A 23281-nucleotide genomic window follows, 5' to 3' on the forward strand; every position below is an offset into this window, starting at 1 on the left:
CCAGGCTTTCAATTTGACAGGCGCAGCTCAGCCACGAAGTCATAGGCATCACCGCGGTAGATCGAGCGGGTCAATTCAGCGACCCGCCCGCTTTGCAGATATGAGGTGCGTTGAATCCGAAGCCCGGCCGTACCTTCCGCAACGTCCAGAAGCTCTGCCTCGGGCGCTTCAAGGTTGATGGCCGAGATTTTCTGGATAGCGCGCACCGGTCGCAGACCAGATTGTTCAAGAACAGAGTAAAGCGACCCCGTCACTTCAGTGGGGTTTGGCAGGATATCCAGCGGAAGGGCCGCTTTTTCCAACGCCATCGGGCGTCCTCCTGCCTCTCGCAGGCGGTAGACACGTGCAACCTGTTCGTTTGCCGACAAGCCCAATGCCATCATTTCTTCCGGGGATGGCAGGAAAATCCCACGCTCCAGCCATGTCGAGGTCGTCTTGAGCCCGCGCCGCTCCATGTCTTCGGTGAAAGATGTCAGATGGGACAGCGACTGTTCAACTTTCGCCACGGGTTCCCGAACAAAAGAACCAGACCCCTGCCGTTGTTCGATTGCACCCTTGCGCACCAATTCATGAATGGCCTTGCGCACAGTCACACGCGACAGGTCGGTGATCTCGGCGATTTCTCTTTCGGGGGGCAGCGAACTGTTGGGAGGCAGGATACCGTCCTTAATCCCTTGTTCGAGGCGCTGACGGAGCTGTACATAGCGCGGGCCCGAGCTTTGCCCCAACCATCCTTCGGGCCGCAGGAAATCAGCTATGCTCATGTTCGATTTTCTCCAGATACGCCTGTGCCAATGCAAGTGCGCCGGACAGTGGATCGCCCGCAGGCTGGACCAGAACAGATTGCATGTCTGAAGGCAGGTGCGGCGCGTAAAGGGGGCCGATGCCCCCGGTCAGACAAATTGGCTGGCCAACGTTCCAGCCCATTTTCTTCATCACCTCGATCAGATAGTCCGCACCGTCCCGCAGGATTGATCTGGCCAAATCGTCCCCGCGATTGGAAAGCTCGGTCACAAGCGGGGCGAGGGCGCCAAAGTCAGATGGCGTCATGTCAGCGGCGGCCCGTACAATTCCCGCGGCATCGCCGAATCGAGACAGCAGATCCTGCGCCAATTCTGAAGGGCCGGTCATACCGTCCGTGTGCTCCAGCGTCTTGGCCAGCGCCCGTTTGCCAACCCATTGCGCGGAAGCCTGATCGCCCAGAACAGGACCCCATCCGCCGGCAAGCTTCATCGCGCCACCCCTTTGCATTGCGACAAAAGAACCGGTGCCGCAATGTGCGACAAACCCGTCTCTGGCGCCCAATGCTCCGCGCAAAGCTGCAGCACGATCGTCTTCGATCCGAACGTGCTGAATTGGCAATGCCGCTGCGAGTTTTCTGGCGATCGCATCACCTGTTATCCCGGCCAAGCCCAGATAGGTGGGCACTCGTGCAAGCTCCTCCGGCGAACGGCCCGTCTGAACTGCCAGAGCTTCCAGGCCACGCCGCAACTCGATGCAAGCAGCGTCGAAATCAGTAGACACGTTTGCCGCGCCAACTTCGACCCTGTGTGTTTTGCCATCAACAAAAGCGGCGACGCGGCAGCGCGTTCCACCCCCGTCGGCGGCCAGGAACATGGGTTTTGATGACTTTACCATATAAGGACCTTTATAATACCTTTTGTGTATTTTGAAGTCCTAATTGCGACCAAAGCGGCGATTATCGCGCTAAAATGCCCAAAAATAGGAAAAAAAATTAATCGTAGACTAATGGTATTTAAAAGGTATGATATCGAGAGTTCTTGGGGGAGAATCACTTGATTACGCCGGCGACAGAACAATTGCATCAGGATGCGCATGGGCTTGATACCCGTCCGCTGGCAGAAGTGGCCAGCCTGCTGGCGCGGTCGCAGGTGTCAGCGGCGACGGCAGTGCTTGATGCACTTGGTCCGATTTGCAACGGGGCGACGGCCATGGCCCAGACGATCCGGTCGGGCGGCAAGCTTCGATATCTTGCGGCGGGGTCTTCCGGCCTTATGGCGGCCTCGGACGCGCTGGAGCTTGGCGGAACGTTCTCAATTCCCTCGGAACAGATCCGTATATATATGGCCGGTGGAATGCCGACCAAAGCAGACATGCCGGGGGATGTAGAGGACGCTGTTGATGGGCTTGCACGTGAAATGTCGGATATGCATGCCAATGATACGCTCATCGCGGTCTCGGCCAGCGGCACCACACCCTACACTGTTGCAGCCGCGAAACTGGCGCGCGACAGGGGGACGCCCGTGATCGGGATTGCAAACAATGCGGGTTCGCAATTGTTGCAACTGGCGGACCATGCCGTTCTGCTTGCGACCCCTCCGGAATTGATCTCAGGCTCAACCCGGATGGGGGCCGGCACTGCGCAGAAAATAGCCCTCAATACGTTGTCGACGCTGATGGCCGTCGAGCTTGGGCATATTCAGGACGGCATGATGATCAATCTGCGGGCGGACAATGACAAATTGCGCGCACGCGCCAACGGAATCGTGTGCCAACTGACCGGCGTATCACCTGAACGTGCTGATGATGCCCTGAGGGCCGCGGATGGGAACCTGAAATGCGCGGCACTTGTCGCCGCGGGTGCCGTATCGGCCGAGGATGCTCAAAAGCGACTGGCTGAAACGAATGGCCGTTTGCGTCATGCGATGAACCGGCTGAATGAAAATAACGAACATAGCAACCTGGGAGAAACCAAATGAAACGCAAAGTTCTGAGCCTGGCTCTGATGAGCACGGCGCTGGTCACAAGCGCCTATGCGCAAGACGCTACGCTGACAATCGAAAGCTGGCGCAACGATGACCTCGCTCTCTGGCAGGAAAAGATCATCCCCGCATTCGAGGCGGCCAATCCAGATATCAAAGTTGTTTTTTCGCCTTCAGCCCCGGCAGAGTACAACGCCGTTCTGAACTCCAAGCTGGAAGCCGGATCCGCCGGTGATCTGATCACCTGCCGCCCGTTCGATGCTTCTCTGGCGCTTTACGAAGCAGGCCATCTGACCGACCTGTCCGATCTGGATGCGATGAACAACTTCTCGGACGTTGCCAAATCCGCGTGGCAGACAGACGATGCGTCGGCCAGCTTTTGTGTTCCGATGGCATCGGTGATCCACGGTTTCATTTACAACAAGGACGCGTTCAACGAATTGGGTCTGGACGTTCCGACCACCGAGGCAGAATTCTTTGAAGTGTTGGACAAGATCAAGGAAGACGGCACCTATATACCGATGGCAATGGGCACGAATGACCAGTGGGAAGCCGCAACGATGGGCTATAACAATATCGGCCCGAACTACTGGAAAGGTGAAGAAGGCCGACTGGCATTGATCAGGGGCGAGCAGAAACTGACCGACCCTCAGTGGGTCGCGCCCTTTGCCACTTTGGCGAAATGGGCCGATTATCTGGGTGACGGATATGAGGCGCAGACCTATCCCGACAGCCAGAACCTGTTCACATTGGGCCGCGCCGCAATTTACCCGACAGGCAGCTGGGAGATTGCAGGTTTCAACACACAGGCTGATTTTGAGATGGGCGCTTTCAAGCCGCCGGTCCAAAATGCCGGTGACACCTGCTATATCTCGGACCATACCGATATTGGCATCGGCCTGAATGCTGCCAGCGAAAACCAGGAGGCTGCCCGTACGTTCCTGGCCTGGGTCGCAAGCCCAGAATTCGCCAGCATCTTCGGCAATGCGGTTCCCGGTTTCTTCCCTCTTTCCAACACCCCGGTTGAATTGGAAGATCCTCTTGCCAAGGAAATCGTCGGGTGGCGGGATGAGTGCGAGAGCACCATCCGTTCGACTTATCAGATCCTGTCACGCGGCACACCCAACCTTGAAAACGAGACCTGGGGTGCATCCGTTGCAGCCATCAAGGGCACCGAAAGCTCTGAGGCTTTGGGCAAAAAACTGCAAGATGGTTTGGCCAGCTGGTACGCACCGCATCAGTAACATCTGAACCACTCTCTCCGGGTGCGGCCCATCGCGCCGCGCCCGACACTTTTCCCCGGAGAATCCCATGCAGACGCGCCGCATACGCTGGCACATCGTCGTTTTCCTTGCACCTGCGGTGCTGGTCTACACGGCGGTGATGATCCTGCCCTTGTTCAATACACTGCGCTTCGCGCTGTTCACCGAAGTCGATCAGGCACGTGTGTATGTGGGGTTGGAGAATTTCCGAACCTTGTTCTTTGATCCGCTGTGGTCCGAGCAATTCTGGAATGCGTTGGGCAACAACTTCTGGTTCTTCCTGATCCACATGCTGGTGCAGAACCCCATCGGAATCGCTCTGGCCGCGATCCTGTCACACCCGAGGCTGCGCTTTGCCGCACTGTACCGGTCGGCCATTTTCATTCCGACGATCCTGAGCTTCGTGATCGTGGGTTTTGCCTGGAAACTGATCCTGTCTCCGCTTTGGGGGATTGCGCCCTCGATGCTGGACGCTGTTGGCCTGAAATCCCTGTTTGCTCCGTGGTTAGGCAAGGAAGAATACGCGCTGACAACTCTGGCGCTCGTCTCGGTCTGGCAATTTGTCGGCATCCCGATGATGCTGATATATGCGGCCCTGTTGTCGATCCCTGAAGAAATTCTTGAAGCCGGCGAGATTGACGGGATCACCGGAGCTTCGGCTTTCTGGAAAATAAAACTGCCGCTGATCCTGCCCTCGATCGGGATCATCTCGATCCTCACATTCGTGGGCAATTTCAACGCATTCGATCTGATCTATGTCTCTCAGGGCGCGCTGGCGGGGCCAGATTTTTCGACCGACATCCTGGGCACTTTCATGTACCGCACGTTCTTTGGCTTCCAGCTGCAATTGGGTGATCCGTATATGGGGTCCGCCATTGCCGGTGCCATGTTCGCCATCATCCTTGTCGGTGTTTGCATTTACCTTTTCGGCATCCAGACCCGGATGCGCCGGTATCAGTTGTGAGGGCTCTGCAATGAACAAAGCACGCTCGAATCCGCTGAATACCGCCGCAATGCATGGAGCGTTGATCCTTTACACTCTGATCGCCCTGTTCCCGGTTTTCGTGATCATCATCAACAGCTTCAAAACGCGCCGTGCCATCTTTCGCGAACCGCTCGCATTGCCTGATGCCGAAAGCTTTTCCCTGATCGGCTACCAGACGGTGATGAAACAGGGGGATTTCTTCCTCTACTTTCAGAACTCGCTGATCGTCACCGTGGCTTCACTGACCTTTATCCTGCTGTTCGGTGCCATGGCGGCCTTTGCCCTCAGCGAATACCGGTTCAAGGGCAACATGTTGATGGGACTCTATCTGGCACTTGGGATCATGATCCCAATCCGCATCGGCACAGTGGCGATTCTGGAGATGATGGTCGCAACGGGGCTTGTGAACACGCTCTGGGCCCTGATCTTCGTCTACACGGCACAGGGCTTGCCGTTGGCCGTGTTCATCCTGTCCGAGTTCATGCGCCAGGTCAGTGATGACCTGAAGAACGCAGGGCGCATCGATGGGCTTTCGGAATACACGATCTTTTTTCGGTTGGTGCTGCCTCTGGTTCGGCCTGCCATGGCAACCGTCGCTGTTTTCAACATGATCCCTATCTGGAACGATCTCTGGTTCCCGCTGATTCTGGCACCCGCTGAAGAGACCAAAACCCTGACGCTGGGCAGTCAAGTCTTCATCGGCCAGTTTGTCACCGACTGGAACGCAGTTCTTTCCGCACTCAGCATGGCGATCCTGCCAGTTTTGGTGCTCTACGTTATCTTCTCGCGCCAGCTGATCCGTGGCATCACTTCAGGAGCTGTCAAATGACCCGGGTTCTGATCGCTGGTCTTGGCAACATGGGCCTGAGCCATGCCTTGGCCCATCATCGTCACCCCGACGCGCAGCTCGTGGGACTGGTCAACCGCTCAGGTCGAGTGGATCATACCGATCTGTCAGGCTATCCGGCCTATACGGATTTTCAGGCGGCACTGGCCGAGACAAACCCCGATCTGGTCGTCGTCGCAACCTATTCCGACAGCCACGCAGACTTCGCCTGCGCCGCAATGAAAACAGGCGCGCATGTCTTTGTTGAAAAACCACTGGCCACGACGGTTGCGGACGCCAGACGCGTGGTCGCAAAAGCAGTGGAAACTGACCGGAAACTGGTGATCGGATACATTCTGCGGCACCACCCCTCTTGGATGCGCCTGATCGCGGAGGCGCGCGAACTCGGGGGACCATATGTCTTCCGTCTGAACCTTAACCAGCAAAGCAGCGGGGCGGAATGGGAAACGCACAAGGCCTTGATGCAGACGACGTCCCCTATCGTCGATTGCGGTGTGCATTACGTCGATGTGATGTGCCAGATCACCGACTCCGATCCCGTCCGCGTGCATGGCATGGGTCTGCGTCTTAGTGACGAGATTTCCGAAGATATGTATAACTACGGCCAGTTCCAGGTGATCTTCGAAGACGGCTCGCTCGGCTGGTACGAAGCCGGCTGGGGCCCGATGATGTCCGAAACCGCGTTCTTCGTGAAAGATATCATCTCACCCAACGGCTCGGTCTCGATCACTGATGGCAACAAGGGCGCATCGGCCGATATCGACGGTCACACTAAGGTCGGCAGTCTTCTGGTTCACCGCCCCGAAGGTGACCAGACGATCGACCTGCCCGATGAACCCGGCCATCAGGACCTCTGCGACGCCGAGCAAGCCTATATGCTGCGCGCCATCGCCGAAGATATCGATCTGACCCGCCACATGAACGACGCGGTGCAATCGCTGGCCATCTGCCTGGCCGCTGATGAAAGCATCCGTACAGGCCAACCCATTTCGCTGAAAGAGGCACGCATATGACCGCCCTGACGCTGCAAAACGTGAACAAGTCCTTCGGCACCGTCGAGGTCCTCAGGGATATCAATATCGAAGTTGACGAGGGCGAATTTGTCGTCTTTGTCGGCCCTTCGGGTTGCGGTAAATCCACCCTTCTGCGTGTCATCGCGGGGTTGGAGGATGTGACGTCGGGCGACGTGTGCATCGGCGGTGAGGTCATGAACCTCACCCCGCCCTCAAAGCGCGGTATCGCAATGGTGTTCCAGAGCTATGCTCTCTACCCCCACCTGAACGTGCGCAAGAACATGTCATTGGCGCTGAAACAGGAGGGCCAGAGCAGGCAGGTCATCGAAGAGCGTGTTGCCAGGGCAAGCAAGATGCTGAACCTCGAACCTTACCTCGACAGATATCCTTCCGAACTGTCCGGTGGTCAGCGCCAGCGCGTCGCCATCGGTCGCGCCATCGTGCGGGAACCGAAGCTGTTCCTGTTCGACGAGCCTCTGTCCAATCTCGACGCGGCTCTGCGTATGAATACACGGTTGGAAATTGCGAACCTGCACCGGCAGCTTGACGCTTCGATGATCTACGTGACCCATGACCAGACCGAGGCAATGACTCTTGCCGACAAGATCGTCGTTCTGCGCGACGGGCGTGTGGAACAGGTCGGCAGCCCGATGGAGCTTTACAACAACCCCGCCAACCAGTTCGTGGCCGGTTTCCTTGGGGCGCCGTCGATGAATTTCTTTCCCGCCAGCATGATTGGCGAAAGCGCAAGCATTACAACGGGAATCCGCCCGGAAGACCTGTTTTTGTCTGATGATGGCCCGGTTGTCGCAAACGTCACCCATGTCGAGCATTTGGGCGGTGACACCAACGTGATTGCCATGATGCAGGATCACCAGATCACCGCACGCCTGTTCGGGCAGCATCAGGTTGAGGCCGGTCAGAGCATCCGGTTTGGGTATTCACCGAGCAGGGTCTACCGCTTCGACCCTCAGGGTTCCCGTCTCGAATAACAACCGATGATGAAGGGTTTGTGTGTTGGGTTTTTTATGAGTTGCCGAAGTCAGGCGGTATTCATCGCACGGGCCTTGTGGTGAGATCTGAAAGTTCAATCAGCGGTCTTTTTCCTGCCACGCCACCTTGTTCAAGTTGAGCATTGCACAATGTCGGCGTTTTTGGGTCCGAATATGGCGATCTTCCATGAGTGGGTTTGTTGCTCATCGTGACCTGTCACGAGGTGGGCAACTAAGTTGAACGCGAGTATCGCGAGACTGCGGCTCCGGCTTATGACCAGAATTGCTATCTGGCCAGCAAGGCCCCATGCATACCGCGCCCGGAACGAATGTGTTTGTTTGCATGGGACGGAACGCAAAGCTTCGGATTAAACAGGGGCGGAACGCCGCCTATCCAGATCCCTTCATTCGATTGTATCGGGTGAACATGGCTTGCCCTGATGGTGAATCTGTTCTGAAATCAGCTGCACGACCGGGCAGGGCGCGATAGAACTGGCGTAATCCGGGTTCGATATCTTCTGCGAGTTTTTCGCAGCGCGGAAACAAACGCGCGATGTCACCCTGAGGCTTTCGGGTTCTAAGCGCTGAGATCAAATCACTGTGCTGAGCAAGGAGATTTTGGAATGCAGTGGTCTTCCGCAAAGCGGAATCACCTACAAGAACAAAAACAGGTTCAGGGTTGGCTTTTCCTTTAAGATCAACGTGGCCTGCCTCCAGAAATGCCAGGTCATCTTGTCCAGCTTGAAAAACCCCGTTTGAGACGACGATGTCATAATCAACTGTTCGACAGGATTGTTCGATACGTGCCGAAACATTCACGACATCTCCGATAACTGTATAGTTGAACCGTTTCTGCGATCCTATGTTGCCGACGCAGGCCTGCCCTGTGGCAATTCCTGTTGCCAGCGCTATCGGCTTTCGGTTCCGCATGATGTCGGATGCATTGAATTGTGCCAAAGCACCCCGCATCCTGAGCGCGGCAAGCGCTGCGCGGCATGGATGGTCGGCAACGGGCAAAGGTGCGTTCCAGAAGGCCATGATGGCGTCACCGATGAACTTGTCGATCGTACCACGCTCATGCAGGATCTGATCCCCAAGCTTGGAAAACAGCGCATTCAACAACGAAACAAGTTCTGTGGCCGTTGCGGATTCGGACAGAGCCGTGAAACCGCGGATATCCGAAAACAATACGGTGATTTCCTGACTTTCACCGCCCAATTGCAGCTGGTGACCCGTATTCTCCATTTCATCAAGGATTTCCGGGGCCACGTAATGCGAAAAGACTTTTCGAATTTCGCGCTTTTCGCGCTCGGTCGATACGAAAAGATACCCCGCCAGCAGACCAAAATTTGCGATTCCTCCAATCAGGGGAAAGGTGGCATCGAAAAGGACCGACTGGTTTTGAAAAACCAGCCAGCTGATGGTAAGAACAGCGGCGGCTGCTATGCCACCGGCGATAAAGGATGCAATGGCGCCAAAGCTGGACATGACGGCAATCACGACAAGCCCGAGAAACGCAAAGGCCAGCAATTCCTGCGCTGCGGTCACGTCGGACCGGCTGAGCATTTCATCGGTCAGGATTTGTTCGATCATCTGAGCATGAATTGAAACACCTGGGACGCTTTCGCCAAGTGCCGTCTGATGAATATCGAATAATCCGGCAGCGGACGTTCCGATCAGGATTATTCTGCCTTCGATTTCAGATCGCAGCTCGGGGTTTTCCGAGCCTTCCAGAACATCCTTGGCTGAAATGTAGAGGTCGGGGGTGTCCCGCCGGTATTTCAGCCAAAGCTCGCCATTCTCGGTTGTAGGCAATCGATATCCGGCGATTTCGGCGGCCAGCATGATGCCTGCTTCGTCAGGCGCGCCTTCCACGAAAATACTGGTCTCACCCAAGGCAACCCTGAGGGCTTCGATTCCAAGGCTTGGCAGCGGACCTTCCGGACCGTTCCAAAGAACCGGTGCACGTCTCACGATGCCGGTTCCACCGATGGGTGAGACATTGACCCCACCAACACCCGCAGCTGCCCGACCCAACGGTGGCGCGATTGGCGTCCAATGAGGGACCGAGATCAGCCCCTCGGTAGGGTTTTCCCCGAATTCAATGATTCCGGCCTTGGCCGCAATGGGTTCCCCTTCAGCTGACAATCGCGCGGCCACGCCCAAAACCACGGGCCAGTAGGCCATTTCCATCCCCAGCACGACGTCATTGTCCAGCTTTTCGGCATGGCGTTCCACTGTCAATATACCCGCCAGCGATGGGTCGTTCAGAAGGTGAGATGGCGAATACCGGTCAGGTTCAGCAAACAGCATGTCGAAAGCAATCGTAGCGGCGCCATAGTCACCCAAATTTTGAACCATCTGCGCAACCAATGTTCGGGGCCAGGGCCATTGCCCCCAGCTGGCAAGCGAGGCCTCATCGATATCCACAACGCGCACGGGGAGTTCGGGATTGAACTCCCGCGGAGACAGTCGTTGCAAAACGTCGAAATAGATCAGACGCGTCATTCGAACGGGGTACGGGTCCCACGCTCGGATGATGCAACCCAATAGGATCAGGCACAGCCCCACGAGGCGGAAGGCCCATCGGCCATTCTTGGATTTCCGCACCTTGTCGCTCACACCATCCTCCAGATAAATGGAACCGGGCCTGCGTACGCAACAGCAGTTCTTGAGCAATTAGAGGTCAGTCTCTTCCCGCTCGGGCTCTTTCTGTTCGGGTTCTTCCTGCTCAGGTTCTTCCTGCTCAGGTTCTTCCTGCTCAGGTTCTTCCTGCTCAGGTTCTTCCCGCTCTGGCTCGTCAGGTTCCGGTTCTTCTCTATCGGGCTCTTCCTGCTCAGGTTCTTCCTGTTCGGGCTCCTCGCGATCCGGCTCTTCTCTTTCCGGTTCATTGTTTGCGGAAGGCGAAGGTCCGGCGCCCGTATTCTGGGCTTCTCGCTGCTGAGGAGGGTCTCTACGGGCTTCCGACCGGTCAGGCTCGACACGCCGTATGGGGGCTCCATCACCTGAACACCCTTCGACTCGCACCTGCAAAGGGGGCAGCAGTCCTTCCTGGGACTCAATGAAGGGAAATCCGCTTTTCAGTGCTTGTTCGTATTGGGCCTGATCGGCAGGCTGACCGACACCTCCGTTTCCGCTTGTTGCGTACATGCTGCATTGACGTCCCGAAGATCTGCACGAGCCCTGGCTGCCGCACATGCGGACCGTGCCCTGCAGGACAAGCATCGCGCTTTGTTTTTCCGACACGACCCACATGTCGAAGGTCGTGCCGCGCACGGCCATTGTCGCCGACGGAGTCCTGATCGAGTAGGCTCTCTTTCGGCTTTTTCCGGAAATAAACCGAAAACTGCCACCCAAGGCCTGAACAGCAAAGCTCTTGGCCTTGCGGTTACTTCGCAACATGGTCACATCCAGCACCATGCGCGCGTTGGGGCCAATGGCAATCTTGGTGTCATCCACAAAAACGATTTGAATTAGGCCTGTCCGATCAGTGGTGAGTGCGTCGCCCGACACAACCTCCATTCCCGAATACACAGGTTGTACTTTTCCCGCTCGCGTGATGTGAGCGCCTTGTTTGACGCTTATTACTTTTCCAATGTTGGCGATGGTCTGCGACGGTATGATTACGACAACGCATAGAACTAGGAAAATCTTTAACAACGACAAACTCGCGCCCCTTCCCCCAATGGGTCTTGATACGTGCAAATTGCACTGTGCCCGAAATTTGCCCCTCAAAAAGCATAGTTTTATTATTCATAAGCATCAGGAATTTAGGCAAATATGCATGACTTTTCGCGTTCTAAGCAAGTTTTATGTGAAAACGGCCTTCAAACAGCGCTTTAGGCACACTTCCCTGAAGACCCGATTTGGCGCAGTTTCGCTTCTTTTTTGCGTGTTAAGCACCCGTATCAAAAAAGTGCGAGAGTTGCTGGCTTTTCAGATTTGACCCGACAATATCTTCCTGCTTGTGCTGATGCGCGGGGCAGTCTTGGACGGAGTTGAAATTCTTATCGAGCAACGTATGTCTTACCGTGTGTGTATGTACATCAACACACGCTACGATCCTTTTTCTATGCCACCATTCGCGGCTCTTTAATGTGACATGCCCCTCAGGTAGAAACGCAGATGGGCAAGCTGACGGTCGCTGCCTTATTGTTCCAGCGCTGCAACACGGAGTCTGTTCATGCTGTTTCTTCGCCTTATTGTCGCGGCCATGTTTTCTGGCTGTTTGCTGTCCACAGCATCTGCGCAATCTGGCGCCGAATCCTCTGCCCGACTATTTGTGGAACTGAACTCGGCTGAGGATGTCGCCGGCGCGTGCAGATTGACGTTTCTGGTCAAGAATGAGACCGGGCAGCAGATTGATGGCGCTGTGTTTAAAACCGTAATTTTCGACACCGAAGGTGGTGTCTTGAACCTCTCGCTGTTCGATTTTCGCGACTTGCCGGCCAGCCGACCCAGGGTGCGCCAGTTCGACCTTCCCAACAGAACATGTGACGCAGTTGGGCAAGCCTTGATCAACGGCGCAAGCTCCTGCGTTGTGGATGGTTCCGAAAGCGACATATGCGACAGCACACTGACGCTGAGCAGCAGGGTGGAAATGGAGTTGTTGGGATGAGCCCTCTAGCCGCACTTCGCGAGATTTTTGAACTGGGCGGGCCAGTTGTGGCGATATTGATCGCAATGTCGGTTTTGACGCTGGCGGTCACTCTCTACAAGCTCTGGCAATTTGCAGCCTGCGGTGTCGGGCGACACAAGGTGCTGTCTGAAGCTCTGGCTGCCTGGGATGCAGGAGATCAAGGTGCTGCACGTGCAAGACTGGCGGACAGCAGCAGTTATCTTGCCCCCATTGTAGGCGCGGCGATGAACGCAACGGGGGTTCCCGGGGCCGATGACCGGCTGGATGCCGAAGCGGGTCTGGCGCTTGCCGGGTTGGAACGCGGTTTTCGATTATTGGACACCGTGGCGCAGCTGGCGCCTTTGCTGGGTCTTTTTGGTACGGTGCTGGGTATGATCAGTGCCTTCCAAAGCTTGCAAACCGCTGGGTCATCGGTTGATCCATCGCTTTTGGCCGGGGGGATCTGGGTGGCCCTGATAACCACCGCTGTAGGTCTGGCTGTTGCGATGCCGACATCGATGGTTTTGTCCTGGCTTGAAAGTCGAACCGCACGCGAGCGTGTTTTTGCGGACAAGGCTTTGCGTACGGTTCTGGTCCCGGGTCATTCCATTCAAAGCACAGAGGCGGTCGCACAAGTCCCGGTCGCCCCAGAACATGCGTAACACTGCGCCTTTTGTGCGGCGACGCATGTCGATGACGCCTCTTATCGACGTGATCTTTCTGCTTTTGCTGTTTTTCATGCTGTCCTCAACGTTTTCGCGATTCAGCGAGATCGAGTTGAGCAGCGCAGCCACAGGCAGGAAAGCCGACGTTGAGCCGCCCGAGCGCCTTTTCGTGCAATTTGGTCCGGCGCGTGTGGTCCTGAACGGTCAACCCTTGTCGCTTGAGGAATTGGTGGATCAGGTCCAAGCCGGTCAGGTTCTGGTAAGCCTTGATCCTGAGACAACCGCGCAACGTCTTGTGGACCTGCTTGCTCCATTGCGTGGGCGCGAAGGTTTGACGGTCAGAGTGTTGGAGTGAGGCAATGATCCGCTACATCCGACCCGGTCGAAATCGAGATTCCACCATTCCGCTGATTAACGTCGTCTTTCTGATCCTGATCTTTTTTCTTATTACAGGTACGATCGCACCGCCGTTGGATCCTGATCTGAATTTGGTGAACACTGCGGATCTTGAAGGCCGTGAGCCGCCAGATGCGCTTGTTCTTCATCGGGACGGAACGCTGAGTTTTCGCGGCAATCCGATCGAGGCAGAAGCTTTCATGGCTGCGCATGAATCGGGACCCGTGCGGATCGTTCCTGACAGGGATGCGTCGGCCCCTCGATTGATGGAGGTCACCAGCAGTCTGCGCCGGTTGGGTGCGCCATCCGTATTCCTGGTGACCGAACAGGCTCTCGAATGATCAGGCGGTCGGTTTTCGTCGCAATCTTTGCGATTTCGATTTCCGTGCTGGTGCATCTCATGGGCCTGATCTTTACAGTGCCAGAGTTGTCAAATCAGGCTTCGGGCGAAAACAGTACAGACACAATCGAACTCAGCAACGCGTTCGAAGAGTTTGCCGATACCAGGATTGAACCCGTTCGGCCCGAGCCGAATGAGCCGCCGACACCCCCGGTCGAGCCGCCAACCCAGCCGCAAGAGGCGGAGATTCCGACAAGCGATGCCCGCGTTGCATCGCCGAACCCGCAGGAGACTTACGCACCGGACACCGGCGATTCAATGATCATTCAGCCGAGGGCACCGGATGAAGTCATCGTAGAACCTGTAGAACAGAACCAAGAGGAGAAGGGCGAACCCGATGAGGCTGGCGGAGCCACCTCCGCAGAGCCTGAAACAGTGGCCGAAACACCTGAGGTGCCGGCTGGCGAGACGGTTGCTCCAGTTGAGCCGACTTCTGCTGAAGAACCGGTGACCGAGGAACAGCAACAGATTGCCGCGTTACCGGTTGAAGTGGTTCCGGTTGCTCCGGAAAACACGCCACCACTTGAACCTGTGATACCGGATGAAGCATCGGAACCCTTAGACGAAGACGCCGAACTGCCCATACCCGATACGGAAGCGAATGAATCCAAACAGGCCGTGGTTTCGTCACTCCGGCCACGTCTTCCAGACCGCCGTCCGCAACCAGCATTGCGCGGGGCATTGAATCCGTCGAACAACTTTGAAGCTCTTCGCTTTCCGGAACAAACGATTGAATCACCCCTGGCGACGTATCAAAGAGAGGGTATCGACGCCTTCCGACAAAACCGCGGCGGCACCCGTTCAGGCGGGCGGGGGCCGGGAAACTCGGACAGCACGAACTATGCAGGTCAGGTTCTTGTTCATCTGAATCGAGCGCCAATCGTTTACGTTGCCGGTCGCGGCTATGCGCGTGTGTTTTTCCAGATTGACCCGGATGGTTCGTTGGCTTGGGTTGATGTCGTTGAAAGCTCTGGCTCGCCGGAAATAGAGCGCGCAGCCAAAGAACAGGTTCGAACTGCCGCACCTTTCCCGCGCCCGCCTGGGGGCGTCAGCCGGAAGCTTTCATTTTACTATCAGATAAGGTGATCCGACGGGTCTTGTCAGGTGAACACGACTCGCGATCACCTTAGCGGCTTGCGCCAAATTTCCTGATTGCGCGGGTTTGCAGCTCTCAGATTAAAAAAACCTGTTGTTCGATAGAATGTGATATAAGAAAATGGGAATATAACAATGGCGCGATGAAATTCGCCCACACCGCTAAGTATTCCTGAACTGGGAGGTCACTTTGTTTCGGAAATCTGCTTGCATAATCTCACTCGTATTGGTCCCTGCTGCTGCTGTCGCTGACGCCGTACCCAGCGAAGATGCTGCTGAGGGATTGTTTTCTGATCAGCCCTATTCCCCTTACGCCCAACGCACATTTCCTGAACGCCCATTATGGGGGGACACTCACCTTCACACCGGGCTTTCGCTGGATGCGGGTGCTTTCGGGAACACCTTATTACCGGATGAGGCATGGCGTTTCGCCAAGGGTGAGCAGGTCATTTCTTCAACGGGTCAACCTGTAAGACTGTCACGACCGTTGGATTGGATGGTTCTCACGGATCACACAGATCTGATGGGGTTTGCGCCAGATTTGCAGGCCGGTAAGCCGGGCGTTCTTTCTGATCCGAAAGGACTGGAGTGGTACGAGGGGTACAAAGCCGGCGGGGAAGAAGCCGGTAAAGCAGCTTTCGACATCATTACCAATTTTTCGCAAATGACACTGCCAGAAGTCCTGTTGGAGGCGTACAGCCCAGGTGCCGATGCTTTTGCGTTTACCTGGGAAAGCATTGTCCTGGCGGCCGAGCGGCACAATGATCCCGGCAGCTTTACTGCTTTCATCGGCTTTGAATGGACCTCGGTGCCGAAAGGGTTCAACTTGCACCGGAATGTCATGCTGCGCGATGGGCCAATCAGGGCGCTTCAAATGGTGCCACCGGTCACCCAGCCTCCCTACGGTGATACGGATCCAAAGGCGCTATACGCTTGGCTTGAAGAGTATCAGGAAAGAACGGGGGGGCGTGCAGTGGCCTTTGCCCATAACGGAAACCTGTCGAACGGATGGATGTTCCCAACCGAAGACACGTATCACGGCGGCAAGGTTGACGAGGAATATGTCGCGGCCCGCGCGAAATGGGAGCCCCATTACGAGGTCACGCAGATCAAGGGTGACGGCGAAGCGCACCCTTTCCTGAGCCCGGATGACGAATTTGCGGACTATGAGAACTGGGACGTCGGCAATCTGGATATTACCGAGTTGAAGACCGATGACATGCTGGCTGGTGAATACGCTCGCGAGGCGCTGAAGCGCGGTTTGATGCTGGAAGAAAAGTTTGGCGTGAACCCATACAAGTTCGGTATGGGCGGCGCGACGGACAGCCATACCTCTTTGGCCACCGCCGAAGAAGACAATTTCTTTGGAAAATCCGTCAGCGTCGAGCCCTCAGCCTCGCGTATCAAGCATCCGTTCATAGCCAATGACCTTGGTGAAATTCCCGGTGACCTGCTCGTCGCCTCCGGATACACGGCTGTCTGGGCTACCGAGAATACGCGCGCGGCGATCTTTGATGCGTTCAAGCGCCGCGAAACCTACGCAACGACCGGCCCCCGGATCGGTCTGCGGTTCTTTGGCGGATGGGATTTCAGTGACGCTGATGTTGAAACCCGTTTCCTTGCCAATGTTGGCTATACCAAAGGGGTGCCTATGGGCTCGGATCTGCGCCCGCGCGAGGGTGAGGGTGCGCCAAGCTTCCTGATCGCCGCCCTGCGCGACCCGGTTGGTGCCAATCTGGATCGTGTTCAAGTGATAAAAGGATGGCTCGATTCCGAAGGTGTCATGCAGGAGAAGGTCTATGACGTCGCGTGGTCGGATAACCGTGAAGTTGATCAAAACGGCAAGGTCCCTGCGGTCGGGAACACTGTGGACGTGGACACCGCCAGCTGGACCAACACAATCGGAACGGCCGAACTTGTCACCGTATGGTCAGACCCGGACTTCGATCCGAACGCGCGCGCATTTTATTATGTCCGCGCCATCGAAATTCCGACCCCGCGTTGGATTCTGTACGACAAGCTGAAGTATGGTATCGAATTGCCCGAGGATGCAGTGCTTACCCATCAGGAGCGCGCATATTCGTCCCCGATCTGGTACACACCGGCAGAGTGACCCGCTCAACAAACGAATTGAAAGCCGAGGCGGTGATCGCCACCTCGGCGAATTCACAACGTTTCCGGAACACCTGGACTGCTCATTTTCTTGCAAAACCCAACCGGTTGATGACAGCATCTGTACGTAGAACCTGAGCACGTTTTACGCAGGAGACTCCATGCGAATACTGAAAGAACCTCTGTTCCATTTTTTCTTGATTGGAGCGGCTATTTTTATTTGGTTCGATATTGTTGCACCGGACAACGAGACCGTCGAAGATCTTGAGGTGATAACAATCGACGAAAATGACGTCGCATTATTGTCTGCTCGGTTCGAAGCGCAGTGGAAACGCCCGCCAAGTAAAGCGGAGTTAGAAGCTTTGGTCGGTGCATCAATTCGGGAAGAGGTTCTGGTCAGGGAAGCAAGAAAGCTTGGTCTGGATCGCGGAGATACCTTGATAAGAACCCGGTTAAGTCAAAAAATGGACTTTCTGACCGAAGCCATTGCAACGTCGGTAGTTCCGGAGGACGAAGATCTGGAGGCATTTCTTCAGGAAAACGCGGAACGCTATGCAACGCCTGTCATGGTTGCCTTTAATCAGGTCTTTCTTGGAGAGAATCCCGGAGAGGCCGAAATCGAGAAAGCACTGGCCACCCTGCGCGCGCAGCACGACTTTTCCGATTTGGGCGGTCCGACATTGCTGCCGGCGTCAATGCCCTTGTCCGCGACGCGGGTCATCGAGTCGGTCTTTGGAGGAGGTTTTTCGAAAGGCATCACAGAGGTCGAAACAGGTCAGTGGACGGGGCCGATCCAGTCAGGTTACGGAATTCACCTTGTTGAGGTCGTTGCTATCGAGCCCAGTCAAACACCTCCTTTGGCTGAAATCCACGACGCGGTGCTGCGGGATTGGCGTCGGGAAATGAGTGAAGCTCTGGCGCAAGCGCAATACGACTCTCTTACCGAAAACTACGAGATTGTGGCGCCCGATCTTTCAGGCCCTGCCAAATGAGAGCCGCGATTTGCTTGCTGTTTGCGCTGCTGTTCGTGTGGTCTGCAAATTTCGCCACTGCGCATGCGCTTGATCCGGGATATCTGGAAATTCGTCAAATCGCCTCCAATACCTGGAGCGTTCATTGGCGAAAGCCTGATGTGAATGGTCAACCGATGGCGATTGACGCCATATTGCCAGATGGCTGCACTCCGGCGCGTGGTCCTGATCCTGTTTCCGACAGCCGAGCGTGGATTTCATCCTGGATCGTCGAGTGCCACGCGGATATCGCGGGTCAACCCATTGCCATTGAAGGCCTTGAGACCCAGAGAAACGATGTGTTGGTGCGTTTACACCCTCTGGATGCTGAACCTGCGACGCTTCGTTTTACCCCGGATGTCAGTGTTCAAATCATACCTTCTGAACAGTCGACATGGTCAGTGTTTGCAGCATATTCTCAGTTGGGTTTCGAGCATATACTGGAAGGCTGGGATCACCTTCTGTTTGTCTTCGCGCTGTTTGTTCTGGTCCGTGATCCGTGGAAACTTGTGGGGGCAGTAACAGCGTTCACACTTGCGCATTCAATAACATTGGCGTTGGCAACGATTGGCGTTTTGAATGTTCCCGGACCACCGGTCGAGGCCGTTATCGCACTGTCCATCGTGTTTCTGGCGATGGAGATTGTCAAAGGCGGTGAAGGACGGTTTCGGCTGTCAAAGCAGAAACCCTGGATCGTCTGTTTCGGGTTCGGTCTTTTGCATGGCCTTGGTTTTGCAGGGGCTTTGGCTGACATCGGACTGCCCTCCAACGATATTCCCGCGGCATTGCTGGCCTTTAACCTCGGTGTCGAAGCTGGGCAGCTGAGTTTTATTGCTGCTTTGACTTTGCTTTTGGCGGCCTGGCGGCTGGTAGCACTTCCAGTAGGAAGAAATGCCACGGTTTTGACCGCGTATGGGATCGGGTCAGTGTCAATGTACTGGCTGATAGAACGCGTAAGCGGGTTTTGAACCGCGGCGAAGTCGCGAGAGTTGAGCAAGACATTGTAGATCATGACGGCGCACGTGCCTGAAGAGGAATACGGCCAGAGCCTGGCTTGCAGAACTTTTACGCCGTTTTGGGTTTGATGTCATGAAAAGTCATGGTCACAGACAACACAAAGACAATGGTGCTCAATCGACAGTAGCCGATGGTAATTCGCCGAAACATTTTCGGTAATCCTGTGAGAACTGTCCGATATGCCAAAAGCCATATCTGTTTGCAGCGTCGGAGATTGATATTTCGCTGCCCTGCTCCACAAGCAACCTACGAACCCAGTTGAGGCGGAGTCTCGTGTAATATGCCTTTGGGCCGATTCCGAATTTTTCGTTGAACGCGCGTTCCAATGTTCGCAAAGATACACTGATATCCCCGCAGATCTCGCTGATGGGGACGTTTTCGTCTGGGTTCGCCGTCATCCGATCGACTGCCGCAGAGAGTGCCAGAGCTTTTCGGTTAATCCGCGGTTCTCTGCGATCCGCCCCGCCCCCCGAAGCGATCCGGAGCAACTCCTCGATCAAATGGGTTTCGCCCTGTTCCGACGAAATTGGGTTCGCCAACAAAGCCTGAATGTCGTTCAGAAGCGTAGCTGAGCGATCAGGTGGCGTTGCAGGTAACAAAAATGCCCCAAATTCTGTATCAGAGGCTGTGATCCCCAACTTTTCAACGATTTTCATCGCATACTCAGTTTCAACTGTCATCGTATATCCGCCGAACCCGCTGTCGCTGATACAGTCGAACTCATCGCCGCTGCCGAAGGACAGAAACGGTGGTGTTTCAATGCAGATACCGTTCCAGTCCGTTAGTTTTGAATGGGTAGGGATGCCAAACGTGAGATGGCCTTTCGGAGACGCGCCGATCTGGTGCACACGTCGAGAGAAACCAAACTTTACAACGGAAACAAGTGGGCCGGACCTAACTTTGAAATCCGCCTGCATTTCGCCGTCTTCGATTTGACGGAAGTCCATATCCCATTTGGATATTGCGGCGATCTGGTTCGGATCCCGAAAAGTGGCTTCAAAAAACCGGGGTGCTTCTGGCAGCGCCAAGTCTTGTTTTGTCGATTTTTTGATGCGGTCCAATATTTCTCCCCTGTAGTTTGCATGAAAAGCTTAGTCGAAACATAGGAATATGTTCAAATGAAATTGCCCGATCCGCTTGCCTCGCCCAAACGTGGTCGCCCTCAGCTTCCGAAAGCGGAAGTGCGGTCCGAACGGATCGTGACCCTTCTTACACCCTCACAGCGTCACAGGCTCACACGTCTTGCGGAGTCAACTGGTCAGACACTGTCCAGTGTCGCCCACGATCTTATCGCACAGGGTCTGGAGCGAGAAGAAAACCCAATAAAAAAGGATATCTAAAGAAATGGATCTAAAGTTTTTTTTGCTCGGCTCTCTGGCGATCAGCGCACCAGCCTACGCGCAGAATGCACCCATTGCGCATGATTCCGAATTCTATATCCTTCAGGCCCAGAACAAGGATGCCTGGGAGCAGGATGATACCGCCGTTGATCAGGCTCTCGCGGCGTTTCGTGAAGAGAACGGCGGCAATCCTCCGAACATCATAAGTATTCTGGTCGATGACATCGGTTTCGGGGATATGGGTATCCCAGAATTGAACGCGGTACGCGGTATCAGTACGCCGAACATCAACGATTTCTCTGACGAAGCGATGCGCATGGTGCGCATGTATACAGAGCCATCCTGCACCCCGACCCGTGTGGCCCAGACGACCGGTCGTCTACCGGTTCGGATCGGAATGGGTGATACGACCGTCGACATCGCCGGTTTCGGTTTGCCCGGAGAGGAAGTGACGCTTGCCGAGGTTCTGAAGGCCGAAGGATATGCCACCTCGCATGTCGGCAAGTGGCACATGGGTGACATTGCCGAGAGCTGGGCAATGAACCAGGGGTTCGACTATGCGCAGCACGCCGTTCATCAGCAGGGTCAATTGACGATTTTCAATGACGATGCAATCCGCGAACAGGTTTCGGTTGGAATTGCAGATTTCGACGACGATTACACGATCGACGACTGGTTCCGTCCCGACGCATCGGCCATGGCCACGGTGATCGAAGGAAATGCCGGCGGACCTGTTCGTGAAATCCGAATGGAACCGGGTGAACGTTGGAACGCAGCCAAATATGACGAGATGAACCAAGCTTTTCAGGACAAAACCCTTGCTGAACTGGAACGCTTGGCTGGCGGCACTGAGCCATTCTTCCTGCAGTACTGGCCGATGATCCCACTGGACAACACGCGGGCTGGACGGGACGGACCGGAAAGCGTGAATGGCGGTCTGTACGCCGACAAACTGCAAGAGCTGGATACGTATTTGGGTGAAATCTTCACGCGCATGGACAAGCTTGGTGTGGCGGAAAACACGATTGTCGTGTTGATGGGCGACAACGGCCATTTCACCAAGTATTCACCGGAATCCGGCTTTACGCCAATGGTCTATCGCGGAGGCAAAGGCGATACGACCGAGGGCGGGGTTCGCGTGGACGCTTTCATAAGGTGGCCGGCTCTGATTGAACCAGACAGCATGATCAACAACATTATTCATGTGTCTGATCTTTATACGACACTGGCTCGGTTCGGCGGCGCGGTTCAGCATATTCCCCGAGACCGGTTGATTGACGGCGTGGATCAATCTGCCTCGATCCTGTTTCAAGATGAAAGCAAAGGTCGGCGTGATCATGTGATTATCTATTCGGTGAGTACTCCGAAGGCGATCGTCAAGGACAAGCTGAAGCTCAACCTGCCCGGGCCGGGTCAAAATGCGATCATTGCAGATTTCTTTGATGTGATGCGCGACACGCACGAAAAGTACCCGGTTTCAACCGAAGTTGGTGCGTGGGGCGGGCAGGAGTTCATCCGTATACTGGGACGCCACATGGCGAGAAAAGAGCTGTATCCAGATACTGGCCCTGCCACAGGTATGCCGTATGAAGGAATTGGAAACCTGCGACCGGAAACTCAACAGGCAGTCGAGGCTTTCATGGTCAAACGATCTTCGGTGCAACAATGAAACAGGGCCGCGCGTATCAACAGAAATGCGCGGTCATGCGAGTGACAAGTTAGGGGGCAACATTGGCGTACTATTCCCGCTGCATCCATAACCAAAACTGCAACTCACTGGTATCAGCAGCTCTGCGCACCGGAGTAAGCGTATGCTTATTGTTTTAGGGCTCTATTTCGGAGTGATCTGGGTGGTGTTTTCCAAGCTCGGGCTGCTTCCATGGAACCGGTTCTGGAAATCTGTAGTCTACGGGGGCGCCGCAATCATTGCTCTGGTTGTAATCGGGGCCCTCAACCACACCACGCCGACTGGTCCTTTTTCAGCGCAGGGTGTTGCTACCAACATTGCCCCTAATGTGTCAGGTACCGTCATTGACGTTTCAGTTCGCCCCAATGAGCGGGTCGCGAAAGGGGATCCGCTGTTCCGGATCGACGATACGCCTTTTCGGATTGAGGTCGCCCGCCGGACGGCCAGTCTTGAATCTGCTCGTTCTGCGGCAGATCAGTTACAGTCCGACCTGGCAGCGGCGGAAGCCGACATTGAATCCCTCACCGCGCAATTGACCTTTGGCGTCCAGCGCCGTGACGACTTTGTCGATCTCGAAAAGCGAGGGGCAACGACAACCTTCCAGTTGCAGGAATCCATGTCTGCCATCGATCAACAGTCCGCAAATCTGCGCGCGCCCGAGGGCGGCTTTGTCACAGCCGTTTCTCTACGTCCCGGAAATCGTGTGTCCGTTGCACAGAGGGCTACTTCTTTTATTGTCCCCGATGACCGCTATCTGATCGCAAGTCTACCGCAATCAAGCCGTATGAATGTTGCCGTCGGCAGCAAGATACGCCTTGCTCTGCGAACCTTGCCGGGCAGCGAGATTTCTGGGACAGTCGTATCGCTGCCCGTGGGAGCGGCAGAGAGAGCTGTCGACTTGCGTACGGGCCTCCCATCACTGCGTGATCTGGCCGGTGTGTCCAGTTATCCGGTGTTGATCGAAATTCCGGACCAGTTGAATATCGATGAGCTCCCGTTAGGAACCTCTGGCACCACGCTTGTGGTAACGGACAAGGCCGGCGCAATTGGTGTGTTGGCGGAAAACCTGTTCTGGATCACTAAGAAGTTGAATTACATCTGAAATACTGGAGGGACGAA

22 protein-coding genes are annotated in these 23281 nt (G+C 55.4%); 17 read left to right on the forward strand and 5 right to left on the reverse strand.

Going from position 1 to position 23281, the window contains the following annotated elements; translation table 11 throughout:
- Positions 1-8 precede the first annotated feature (8 nt).
- Positions 9-764, reverse strand: coding sequence for a GntR family transcriptional regulator (locus AC2FLP_RS11245; RefSeq protein WP_496683741.1), 756 nt, complete (start codon positions 762-764; stop codon positions 9-11).
- On the reverse strand, positions 751-1638 hold the full coding sequence (locus AC2FLP_RS11250; protein WP_496683744.1) for a glucosamine kinase nucleotide-binding domain-containing protein: 888 nt from the start codon (positions 1636-1638) through the stop codon (positions 751-753). Before AC2FLP_RS11250 ends, AC2FLP_RS11245 begins: the two co-directional genes overlap by 14 nt.
- Positions 1639-1796: 158 nt before the next feature.
- Here AC2FLP_RS11250 and AC2FLP_RS11255 point away from each other — a divergent pair, with 158 nt between their 5' ends.
- The 6 genes from AC2FLP_RS11255 (at position 1797) to AC2FLP_RS11280 (ending at position 7822) form a co-directional block, all read left to right on the forward strand.
- On the forward strand, positions 1797-2720 hold the full coding sequence (locus AC2FLP_RS11255) for an N-acetylmuramic acid 6-phosphate etherase (RefSeq protein ID WP_496683747.1): 924 nt from the start codon (positions 1797-1799) through the stop codon (positions 2718-2720).
- A complete protein-coding gene (locus tag AC2FLP_RS11260) occupies positions 2717-3967 on the forward strand; it encodes an ABC transporter substrate-binding protein (protein ID WP_496683750.1) in 1251 nt (416 codons plus the stop codon). The genes AC2FLP_RS11255 and AC2FLP_RS11260 overlap by 4 nt, the downstream gene beginning before the upstream one ends.
- A gap of 67 nt (positions 3968-4034) precedes the next feature.
- Complete coding sequence (locus AC2FLP_RS11265) at positions 4035-4949, forward strand: carbohydrate ABC transporter permease (RefSeq protein WP_299897342.1); 915 nt, start codon at positions 4035-4037, stop codon at positions 4947-4949.
- Between the two features lie 10 nt (positions 4950-4959).
- The gene (locus AC2FLP_RS11270) at positions 4960-5799 is read left to right on the forward strand and encodes a carbohydrate ABC transporter permease (RefSeq protein WP_117873776.1); all 840 of its coding nucleotides are present in this window, start codon (positions 4960-4962) and stop codon (positions 5797-5799) included.
- Positions 5796-6830, forward strand: coding sequence for a Gfo/Idh/MocA family protein (locus tag AC2FLP_RS11275; RefSeq protein WP_496683754.1), 1035 nt, complete (start codon positions 5796-5798; stop codon positions 6828-6830). Before AC2FLP_RS11270 ends, AC2FLP_RS11275 begins: the two co-directional genes overlap by 4 nt.
- The gene (locus AC2FLP_RS11280) at positions 6827-7822 is read left to right on the forward strand and encodes an ABC transporter ATP-binding protein (RefSeq protein WP_496683757.1); all 996 of its coding nucleotides are present in this window, start codon (positions 6827-6829) and stop codon (positions 7820-7822) included. The genes AC2FLP_RS11275 and AC2FLP_RS11280 overlap by 4 nt, the downstream gene beginning before the upstream one ends.
- Before the next feature lie 390 nt (positions 7823-8212).
- Here the strand turns inward: AC2FLP_RS11280 and AC2FLP_RS11285 are convergent, their stop codons facing one another.
- Both AC2FLP_RS11285 and AC2FLP_RS11290 read right to left on the reverse strand, forming a co-directional pair.
- Positions 8213-10444, reverse strand: a complete 2232-nt coding sequence (locus AC2FLP_RS11285) for a CHASE2 domain-containing protein (protein ID WP_496683760.1) — start codon at positions 10442-10444, stop codon at positions 8213-8215.
- A gap of 57 nt (positions 10445-10501) precedes the next feature.
- On the reverse strand, positions 10502-11356 hold the full coding sequence (locus AC2FLP_RS11290; RefSeq protein WP_496683763.1) for a FecR family protein: 855 nt from the start codon (positions 11354-11356) through the stop codon (positions 10502-10504).
- 649 nt (positions 11357-12005) lie between these two features.
- Between AC2FLP_RS11290 and AC2FLP_RS11295 the strand changes: the two genes are divergently transcribed.
- The 8 genes from AC2FLP_RS11295 (at position 12006) to AC2FLP_RS11330 (ending at position 19086) form a co-directional block, all read left to right on the forward strand.
- A complete protein-coding gene (locus tag AC2FLP_RS11295) occupies positions 12006-12440 on the forward strand; it encodes a hypothetical protein (protein ID WP_299897333.1) in 435 nt (144 codons plus the stop codon).
- Positions 12437-13102, forward strand: a complete 666-nt coding sequence (locus AC2FLP_RS11300) for a MotA/TolQ/ExbB proton channel family protein (RefSeq protein ID WP_299897331.1) — start codon at positions 12437-12439, stop codon at positions 13100-13102. Before AC2FLP_RS11295 ends, AC2FLP_RS11300 begins: the two co-directional genes overlap by 4 nt.
- A 25-nt stretch (positions 13103-13127) precedes the next feature.
- Complete coding sequence (locus tag AC2FLP_RS11305) at positions 13128-13460, forward strand: ExbD/TolR family protein (protein WP_366140754.1); 333 nt, start codon at positions 13128-13130, stop codon at positions 13458-13460.
- Between the two features lie 4 nt (positions 13461-13464).
- Positions 13465-13842, forward strand: coding sequence for an ExbD/TolR family protein (locus AC2FLP_RS11310; protein WP_117873765.1), 378 nt, complete (start codon positions 13465-13467; stop codon positions 13840-13842).
- Positions 13839-14987 carry an energy transducer TonB family protein gene (locus AC2FLP_RS11315; protein WP_496683768.1) on the forward strand — a complete coding sequence of 383 codons (1149 nt, stop codon included), beginning with the start codon at positions 13839-13841 and terminating at the stop codon, positions 14985-14987. The genes AC2FLP_RS11310 and AC2FLP_RS11315 overlap by 4 nt, the downstream gene beginning before the upstream one ends.
- A gap of 199 nt (positions 14988-15186) precedes the next feature.
- Positions 15187-17109, forward strand: coding sequence for a DUF3604 domain-containing protein (locus AC2FLP_RS11320; RefSeq protein WP_496683771.1), 1923 nt, complete (start codon positions 15187-15189; stop codon positions 17107-17109).
- 160 nt (positions 17110-17269) lie between these two features.
- A complete protein-coding gene (locus AC2FLP_RS11325) occupies positions 17270-18100 on the forward strand; it encodes a peptidyl-prolyl cis-trans isomerase (protein WP_299897327.1) in 831 nt (276 codons plus the stop codon).
- A complete protein-coding gene (locus tag AC2FLP_RS11330; RefSeq protein ID WP_496683774.1) occupies positions 18097-19086 on the forward strand; it encodes a HupE/UreJ family protein in 990 nt (329 codons plus the stop codon). Before AC2FLP_RS11325 ends, AC2FLP_RS11330 begins: the two co-directional genes overlap by 4 nt.
- 162 nt (positions 19087-19248) lie before the next feature.
- Here the strand turns inward: AC2FLP_RS11330 and AC2FLP_RS11335 are convergent, their stop codons facing one another.
- Positions 19249-20196: a helix-turn-helix domain-containing protein gene (locus AC2FLP_RS11335; protein ID WP_496683777.1), complete on the reverse strand. Its 948-nt coding sequence runs from the start codon at positions 20194-20196 to the stop codon at positions 19249-19251.
- A gap of 57 nt (positions 20197-20253) precedes the next feature.
- Between AC2FLP_RS11335 and AC2FLP_RS11340 the strand changes: the two genes are divergently transcribed.
- The 3 genes from AC2FLP_RS11340 (at position 20254) to AC2FLP_RS11350 (ending at position 23264) form a co-directional block, all read left to right on the forward strand.
- Entirely contained in the window at positions 20254-20475 is a 222-nt protein-coding gene (locus AC2FLP_RS11340) for a hypothetical protein (RefSeq protein ID WP_496683780.1), read from the forward strand.
- 4 nt (positions 20476-20479) lie between these two features.
- A complete protein-coding gene (locus AC2FLP_RS11345; RefSeq protein ID WP_299897321.1) occupies positions 20480-22144 on the forward strand; it encodes a sulfatase-like hydrolase/transferase in 1665 nt (554 codons plus the stop codon).
- A 142-nt stretch (positions 22145-22286) separates the two neighbouring features.
- The gene (locus AC2FLP_RS11350; RefSeq protein ID WP_496683783.1) at positions 22287-23264 is read left to right on the forward strand and encodes an HlyD family secretion protein; all 978 of its coding nucleotides are present in this window, start codon (positions 22287-22289) and stop codon (positions 23262-23264) included.
- The last annotated feature ends 17 nt before the right edge of the window (positions 23265-23281 follow it).

The organism is Ruegeria sp. CDSA141 (assembly GCF_059612005.1).